The following is a 4,565-nucleotide window of genomic DNA, read 5'->3' as shown; positions in this document are numbered from 1 at the left end:
CCTAGCGGTAAGCCTATGATCCACTTTATTCATGGTAATGGCTTCTGTGGCCTGACTTTTGAAAATCTTTTATCGCACTTTCAAGCTGATTATGACTTGTTTATCAGTGATGGTCAGGGGCATGGCGACAGTGATGCTGGTGGAAAATACCCAGGTTGGAATCGAAGTGCCAAGTATTTTGCAGAGGTATGGTCGAATTTTGAAGGTATGTGGGGCAAGGTGCCACGCATCGCGATGGGGCATAGCTATGGTGCCATCATGTCGACACTGATTATGTCTAGGCAGCCGAAATTATTCGATATGGGAATCCTAATGGACCCTGTCTATATGCCTCCAGTGATGGCGCGAACCGCGACAAGCCTAAAGACGCTTGGTTTGTCAAAGCGGATGCCCCTCGTTCGACAAGCCAAGGCTCGAACAGAGTCTTGGGAAAACTTCCAGGCCGTTTGGGATTACTTATACCAACGAGGTACTTTTAAGGGCTGGAAAGATGAGTGTCTTAAGTCTTATATTGACCATGCATTGATTGAAAGTGACGATGGCTCAATGCGCTTGAAATGCCCGCCTCGTATTGAAGCATCTATCTTCTCTGCTTATGCTAAGGGACTATGGCCAGCGATTCGCCGCATTGAAGCACCGATGACCATGCTCTATGGTGATCGGACTTACCCCTTTGTGAAACGCTCTAAAGCAAAAGTTCACGAAGCAAATTTGAATTACGATTTTATTGAAATGCCGGGTGGGCACTGTTTTATGCAAGAACAGCCTGAGCGCACGGCGCAAGAGATCAAACAAAAACTACGATTTAGTTTGTAGGTTTATGATGCGTTTAAGAGATCTAAAAGGCTTGGGTCCAAAAAGCGAAGCGGACTTGCTTGCTGTTGGCGTCTGTTCTGTAGAAGAGTTAAATCGGATTGGTCCCATTGAAGCATTTCTCAAGCTTAAAGCCTCGAATGATAAAGTCAGCCTAAATTTTCTGTACGCTTTAGTTGGTGCTGTTAAAGGTGAACATTGGCTAGACGTGGCCCGGCGAGAGAAGTCTTATTTGCTTAGCGAGTTAGATGGTTGCCAAGAGCTGGAGAGGATGTTTTCTCAAGATACTACGACTTAAGCAAGTTAGAGCCTTATGGTTATTCATTAAAAAGCATTTGTTAAAGAAGAAAGAAGTGAACTTCTTGAGCTACGTTAAAGTCTGCATTTAAGACTCTGACAACTCTAATAGGGTGCGCCATGCGCACCTCTGAACTCCGTGGCTCAAACAAACATAAATAGGGGTGGCCAAACCAATTCCCCCAGGCCTGTAGGCAGAGCCTTCCACGGCTCGCATGAGGGCTAGCACGAGGTTGATCAAGCGAGAGGTGGATCCTATGCCTACGGAGGAGACGATCAAACTCCGCTGGTGCGCACGGCGCACTCTATTGATATAGAAACGTCAGCTTTTGGCACTACTTTGTCACACATAACCATCAAAGCAATAAATCGCAGCCAATAAAAAACCCGACTAAAGAGTCGGGTCAAAGAAAATCATGAAATCTGTTTCCGAAACCGTGGGCCTGAATCGCTGTTCCGTACTTCGATGATGTAATCATATGACAGGTGATGCCTTGGGTCTGTAGCAAAAGTTTTGCGATGTGTAACATTTGATTAACAAGATCTTTTTTGAGTTGTGAACTGTTACCTAGCAAATTCTCGGTAATTGGTCAGCGTAACGCCACTCAATCAGGCGTTTACCGCCAAAGTTTGTAGTGAGTTGAATCAGCTCGTTTTCATCTTTGATTAGTTCGCCAATGATTTCAGCATCTCGACCTTTAGGGTGTTGTTTCATCACTTGCAGCAGTTGTTTCGTCTGCTCAGCTGGGCAGATTGCAACAAGTTTACCTTCGTTGGCAATATGCAGTGGATCTAAGCCTAGTAGTTCAGCCGTTGCGGCGACTTCAGGTTTAATAGGAATGTTTGCCTCTTCCAGGCTAATACCTAAAGCTCTGCCTTGGCATAGTTCGTGTAAAACCGCAGCGAGTCCACCTCGGGTTGGGTCGCGCATACAGCGAATAGCGGGGGCAGCTTCCAGCATGCTTTCAACCAGATCATTCAGCGCTTGTGAATCAGACTTTAGAGCGGATGAAAAGTTCATACCTTGCCTTTGAGACATAATGCAGGTGCCGTGATCTCCCAGGGTTCCGCTGATAATGACTTTGTCACCAGCCTTTATATTCACAGGTGATAAGTTGATGTCTTCAGGCAATGCGCCTATTCCTGTGGTGTTGATGTAAACACCGTCACCATGGCCTTGCTCTACCACTTTCGTATCACCGGTAACGATTTTAACCCCAGCCTCTTGGGCTGCCTCAGCCATAGAGTCGACAATGCGTTTTAGTTCAGAAAGCGGGAAGCCTTCTTCTAGAATAAAGCCAACACTTAGGTAGAGGGGCTGGGCACCTGACATGCAGACGTCATTGACTGTGCCGTGCACCGCTAAACTACCGATATTCCCGCCAGGGAAAAATAAAGGGGAGATGACATGGCTGTCGGTGGCCATGGTAATGCGAGACTGTGGTAGTGAAAGTGTTGCTTGATCAGACTTTTCTTGTAGGTAGCTATTATCGAAAGCTGGCAAAAAGAGTTCATCAATTAATGTGGCTGACGCTCGGCCACCACTTCCATGAGCCATCTCGATGAACCCATCCTTGAAATCCAGTGTGCTTGAGGTTTTGTTAGTCATTGGCGGGGCTCTGTCTACTGGGTGTTGGGTTGATAGCGATAGTAAGCTGCGCACGCGCCTTCAGATGATACCATGCATGAGCCAAGCGGGTTTTCAGGGGTGCAGGGCTTGTTAAATAGTTTGCATTCGTAGGGTTTTTTTTGCCCCGTCAAAACGGCAGGGCATTCACAGGCTTTGTTGTCAGATGCGATGTCATTGCCGTTTTTTGCGAACGTATCCTTATAGATATACTCGGCATCAAATTGTTGATATTCCTCTCGCAGCTTTAAAGCGCTGTCAGGCATTTCTCCGAGGCCTCGCCATTCGAAACTCTGTCGAAGGTCTAGGTACTTCTTGGTCAGTGCCTGTGCTTTCTGGTTTCCCTCAAAGCTTACTGCGCGCGTATATTGGTTTTCAACCTGGCAGGTGTTTCGGTTAATTTGGCGAACAAGCATTAAAATAGACTGAAGGATGTCCAAGGGTTCAAAGCCGGAAATGGTAATGGCTGTCTGGTAATGTTTGGCAAGTTCAAGATAAGGGCGTTCACCAGTGATAACGCTTACGTGGCCTGGGCCAATTAAACCATCAAGTACTCTAGTTCCAGCTTGTTTAGCTGGCTCTAGAATACCGGTGATTGCCGGAGGTGTCAGTACGTGGTTGCAGTAGATAAATAGGTTTTTAATATTGGCTTTGACAGCGGCGTCGAGCATAGCAACTGTAGGAGGCGTTGTCGTTTCGAAGCCAACAGCAAAGAATACGATATCCTTGCCAGGGTTATCTTGAGCCAGTGTTAGTGCTTCGAGCGGCGAGTAGAGCATGCGCACATCAGCTCCTTGGGCGCGTGCTTTTAACAAGCTCATTGTTTTGCTGCCGGGTACGCGCAACATATCACCATAAGAGCAGAGAATCGTATTTGGCTGCAGTGCGAGCGAGATAGCATTATCGATCGCGCTAATGGGCAGGACACAAACAGGGCAGCCGGGCCCATGGAGCAAGTCGATATTTTCAGGAAGTAAGTCAGGGATACCATAGCGAAAAATGGTATGCGTGTGACCACCACAAAATTCCATCAAGCGATAGCGTTTATCACTCTGTACTTCATTGGCAATGTTTTGGCAGAGCTTCTTGGCGAGTGAGCCTTGTCGAAACTCGCTGATATACTTTAGCTCTGGTGAGGCTTTTGTTTTAGCGCTCATCAGCCTCTCCTTGTGCAAAGAGCGCTAGTGTTCGTTTGGCCTCTTCTTCATCCAGCTTATTGAGAGCATAACCAACATGTAAAATAACATAATCGCCGACATGGACATCTTCGACTAGTGCCGTCGAAATCTTGGTCTTCACACCGCTTAGCTCAACGATCGCTTGTTCATCATCGAGAAGTGTTTCAATTTTTACCGGAAGTGCAAGGCACATGGTGCTGAGAGTCCTTAGTTATTTTACCAATGGCTCAAGTAAGCTTGACCCAGAGCGATGCCACCGTCGTTGGCGGGCAGCTTGATAGGGAAATATACCTTAAATCCCTGTGAAGTTAAGTGTTCGTTAAGCGATTCTCTGAGAAGCCGATTTTGGAAGCAACCTCCTGAGCAATAGACCGCTTTAGTCTGGCGCTGTTTGCTTGATTTCTCTAACCAACGAACGAGACCATCGACTAACTCGCGATGGAACAAGTATGCAGCCTGAGGTTTATTCTCCATAGCGCTTAAATAAGGAAGAAGCGGGCTAAGTAAGAGTTGGTTTTTCTCATCGATTTTGACAAGAGATTGAACGTGGTCCCTGGAGGCTGATCGAGCCAAAGACTCCAACTCTGCAGCGGCTTGCCCTTCATAAGTACACTCTTGGCGAACGCCGATTATTGAGGCGGCTGCATCGA

At 46.9% G+C, this 4,565-nt stretch carries 5 protein-coding genes and 1 pseudogene; 2 read left to right on the top strand and 4 right to left on the bottom strand.

Features of this window, described 5'->3' with window-relative positions; genetic code table 11:
• Positions 1–816 (top strand): alpha/beta fold hydrolase (locus A3761_RS10650; protein ID WP_156491791.1); only part of this gene is annotated, 816 nt, incomplete at its 5' end.
• A gap of 4 nt (positions 817–820) precedes the next feature.
• Positions 821–1,111: a TfoX/Sxy family protein gene (locus A3761_RS10645; RefSeq protein ID WP_082865380.1), complete on the top strand. Its 291-nt coding sequence runs from the start codon at positions 821–823 to the stop codon at positions 1,109–1,111.
• Between the two features lie 567 nt (positions 1,112–1,678).
• On the opposite strand, the gene hypE is transcribed toward A3761_RS10645, so the two are convergent.
• The 4 genes and pseudogenes from hypE to A3761_RS27630 all read right to left on the bottom strand — a co-directional run.
• Complete coding sequence (gene hypE, locus A3761_RS10640; protein ID WP_068554356.1) at positions 1,679–2,719, bottom strand: hydrogenase expression/formation protein HypE; 1,041 nt, start codon at positions 2,717–2,719, stop codon at positions 1,679–1,681.
• Between the two features lie 14 nt (positions 2,720–2,733).
• Positions 2,734–3,894 (bottom strand): hydrogenase formation protein HypD, encoded by a 1,161-nt coding sequence (hypD, locus tag A3761_RS10635; protein ID WP_068511833.1) that lies wholly within the window; start codon positions 3,892–3,894, stop codon positions 2,734–2,736.
• Positions 3,884–4,108: a HypC/HybG/HupF family hydrogenase formation chaperone gene (locus A3761_RS10630; RefSeq protein WP_068554170.1), complete on the bottom strand. Its 225-nt coding sequence runs from the start codon at positions 4,106–4,108 to the stop codon at positions 3,884–3,886. The genes hypD and A3761_RS10630 overlap by 11 nt, the downstream gene beginning before the upstream one ends.
• Before the next feature lie 23 nt (positions 4,109–4,131).
• Positions 4,132–4,565, bottom strand: a pseudogene (locus A3761_RS27630) (hypothetical protein); the annotation flags it as partial.

The sequence above is a fragment of the Oleiphilus sp. HI0123 genome (genome assembly GCF_001635315.1).
This window is presented reverse-complemented; position numbering and strand designations above follow the sequence as displayed.

Excerpts from the sequence above, each read along its gene's own strand:
- A3761_RS10630 (WP_068554170.1), bottom strand. The coding sequence starts at position 4,108 with ATGTGCCTTGCACTTCCGGTAAAAATTGAAACACTTCTCGATGATGAA.
- hypE (WP_068554356.1), bottom strand. The coding sequence starts at position 2,719 with ATGACTAACAAAACCTCAAGCACACTGGATTTCAAGGATGGGTTCATC.
- A3761_RS10645 (WP_082865380.1), top strand. The coding sequence starts at position 821 with ATGATGCGTTTAAGAGATCTAAAAGGCTTGGGTCCAAAAAGCGAAGCG.
- hypD (WP_068511833.1), bottom strand. The coding sequence starts at position 3,894 with ATGAGCGCTAAAACAAAAGCCTCACCAGAGCTAAAGTATATCAGCGAG.